General features: G+C 64.7%; 1 protein-coding gene. It reads right to left on the reverse strand.

Going from position 1 to position 3661, the window contains the following annotated elements; genetic code table 11:
* Positions 1-91: 91 nt before the first annotated feature.
* Positions 92-3661: autotransporter outer membrane beta-barrel domain-containing protein (locus EOA36_RS30655; protein WP_145969386.1), on the reverse strand; the 3570-nt coding region annotated here is incomplete at its 5' end.

Consider the following 3661-nt stretch of genomic DNA (forward strand, 5'->3'; position numbering starts at 1 on the left):
GGCCTGCGATACAGGCAGCACCCAGCACGGCTGCGAAATACGCGTATTTCCTCATCAAGATCTCTCCCGCCGGGCTCCGCCTCGAGCCAGCCTAGAAACTGACCTTGAGAGACGCGCTGACTGCATTCTGTTTGACCGTTTCCCCGAAGGCGCCACTATACCTGACGGACATGCCGACGCCATTGACCCCATTCAACTCGAGGCCGGCGCCGACCCGATAGAGCGGCGAATCGATCGCCTCCGTCAAGTGCAATGCCGGGTTGCCGGGCAGATTCTCCGCAGCCGCGAAGCGTCCTTCGATCTCCCACTCCTTGGTTGAAAACTCCACCCCAGCCTTTCCATAGAGGCGAAGGCTGGCAATGTCGCTGAGTGCGATGTCGGTTCCAATTTCGAGCGCCGGCGTCGCCGCATAGAAGGTGTCCGCCGATCCGTCGAAGTTGAAACCGGCAGCCGACCCCTCTTCCTTTCCCGAAACACGCAGCCAGCGCGCGTCGAACTGCAAGGTCGGCTGCAGGTAGAACGCGCCCATCTGTTGCGTGAAGCCAAGCCGTGCCGAGCCACCGAACTGAGCGGTCTTCTGCGTGTAGGTGACGCTGTTGCCGATCCCGGGCAGCATTTCCTCGTCCAGATAATCGCCGATCAGCGTTTCGCCGGGAATGAAGAACGCCGGATCGATATGGGTATCGCGCTCGCCCTTGAAGGAACCGGTGCCGCCGCCGAGCGCGAAGTCGATGAAGTAATTCTTGTCGGCGTACTTCGCCAGCGCATAGGCCTGCCAGGCCTGACCGGTGGTTTGTGACAGCAGTTCGCCGTTGGCGTCGATCTTGGAGTCGAATTCCGTACGGCCGATGGTGGCGCCCAGCGACCAGTTCTGGCCGACCTCGCCGATGCCGCCAAGCGACATGGTCTTCAGGACGTCGTCGCGGCTGGTGGTCCCGGCACCCGCGTCGCGACTGTATTCGGCCTGCGGACTGATCGTCGCCCAGATGCAGGGGCCGTCGAGGTTCTTGTAGAACGGCACGCCGGTGCATTCGCGCGCCGTTTCCAACATGATGTCGGCCTCGCGGTTGATCATGTCGAAGGCATGCACCGCATAGTGCGGCGTCAGTCGCGTCAGCGCGGCACCCAGTTCCTGCTCGTTGGGCAGGAAGCGCAGCATGTTGATCAACCGGGCCATCGGGTTGTCCGGGGTCGAGGCCGCTTCGACGTCGTCGAGATACTGCGCCAATTGGAACACGCCCGGATCGGTGGTTCCGGAACCGGGATCCTGCGCCAGTTCGAGGAAGGTCGGATTGTCGGCGTAGAGAACGAGATCGGTGCCGTTATCCACCTTGAACTGGAAGTTGAAGCCCACCGCCGGATGCAGGGTTTTCGCGTCGATGCCGGAATCGGTCATCGCCGAGCCTTTGGCCACCACATATTCGGTGAACAGCTTGTCGATCGTGAGGAAGTTCAACGGAGCCTCGCCGTTGAAGTCGCCCGCGCCTGTCAGCGCCAGCGCATCGGTGATCTGGTTGTTGAGGTCCACGTCGGTGACGAAGTCGCCGGAGAGAACCTGCTTGAAGCCGCCGCCGACATCCACTTTCGCAACCACGCCGATGCCTTGGTTGGTATAGAGCCCATCATTGGTGAACAGCCCGCCGCCGAGATCGATGGTCTTGAGGCCGACCATCGAGGAATCGGCGAAATTGTGGAAGCTGTTGTTGCCGCCGCCGAGATCGATGTTGCCGATGACGCGTCCCAACGTGTCGGCCGCCTTGGAATTGTCGACATGGTCATCGCCCGATGTGCCGGTGATGGCGAGCGGACTGAAATCGTCCAGCAGCGATTCCAGGATCGCGTTTGTCGGCACCACCGGGCCGGGCGCCAGCAGGAAAGCCTGAAACGCCTGGAACTGCGCTGCCTGGATCTCGAAAGTCGGCGTCGCCCCCATCGCGTAGAGCAGGCTGTGGTTGGTCAGCGTGTTGTCGGCGCCGCCGACGAGCATCGCCGCGACACCGGTTCCGGCCCCACCGATCGTATATTGGCCATTGAGGTTGATGGTGATGTTGCCCTTGGCGCCCTTGGCCGTGCTCTCGCCATAGACAGCCACCGAATCCGCGCCTTGTGCCAACAGGCTGTCACCCGCCGTCAGGTCGACCGCATGGGCGTCGCCATTGCCTGTCGCGCTCTGCCCGAACATGGCATAGGCACTCGCGCCCTTCACCCAGACCTGGCTGTCGGTGCTGGCGGATGCCGCCGCGGCATCGCCGATGCCACCTTGCGAGCCGGCGGCCGACTGGCCCATGCCGAGCGAATCCGTGCCGCCGGCGCCACCGCCGCCACCAACCGCCTGGGCGACGATGCCGTGGCCACGGTCGCCATCGGTCTCGATCGCGCCCGACTGGATGATGGTTACCTTGCCGCCGGTGCCCTTGGTGCCGCCGGGCGTGTTGAAGCCGATGGCATTTGGCCCGCCGCCATCGTCGTCGGCGCCAAAGCGGCCGAAGCCAGCACCACCGATGCCGCCGCCGCCGCCCACTGATTGTGCGATAATGGCGATCGAATCCTTGCCGGTGGTGGTGATCGTGCCGGTGCGGATGACGGTGACGTCGCCGCCATCGCCGCCTTTGCCGCCGACACCACCAATGGCCAACGCGTTCGAACTCTTGCCCTTGGCGTCACCGCCATAGCCGCCACCGCCGCCGACCGATTGCGCGACCACGCCATGCGCGCGTTCGCCATGGGTGATGATGGTGCCGGAAACGGTGACATCCACTTGCCCGCCATTGCCGCCATTGCCGCCGAAGCCGCCAAGCTGCAGCGCGACCGATTCATCGCCTGCCGTGTCTGCCGACACCACGCCGCCATAACCGCCGCCGCCGCCGATGGACTGGGCGAAGATGCCGAGCGCGCCATCCTTCCAGGTCTCGATGGCGCCGTCATTGTTGACGATGACATGGCCGCCATTGGAGCCGTCGCCGCTTGGCAACGAGGCCGCGCCGCCAATCGTCATGTCGGCCTTCGAGGTGTTGGCGGCGGCACCCGATGCGCCGCCACCACCACCGACCGACTGCGCAAAAATGCCATGCGAGAGGTAACCCAGGGTGGTGATCTGGCCATGGTTGTCGACCGTGACGTCGCCACCGCGGCTGCCAACGCCACCCAGGCCGCCGATCGCCAGCGAGACGGAGGTCTCCGCGCTGCCCGTCTCGGTCGAACCGGCACCGGCGGCACCGCCGCCGCCGCCAATCGACTGCGCGAAGATGCCATAGGAATTGTCGCCCTTGGTCAGAATCTCGCCCGTGTCGAAGTTCGTGACATGAACGAAATCGCTCTTGCCGCCGTCGCCACCGGCTCCGCCGAGGCTGAGCGTAATGGCCACATTGGAGTCCTTGGCCGAAGTGCCGGAAGCGCCGCCGACGCCGCCGCTGCCGCCGATCGACTGCGCCATGATGCCGTGCGAATAGGCCGCCTCGGTGTGGATGTAGCCGCTGTTCTCGACGACGATCTTGCCGCCGTCGCCGCCGACCTTGCCCGATCCGCCGAGCGAGAGGTTGACGCTGACTTCCGAGTCATCGGTCTTTCCGGTGCTCTCGCCGGCACCGCCGGCGCCACCGCCGCCACCCACGGACTGTGCGAAGATGCCGATCGAGCGCTCCTGCTTGGTCCAGATTTCGGC

It is taken from the genome of Mesorhizobium sp. M8A.F.Ca.ET.021.01.1.1 (assembly GCF_003998025.1).
GTDB lineage: Bacteria > Pseudomonadota > Alphaproteobacteria > Rhizobiales > Rhizobiaceae > Mesorhizobium.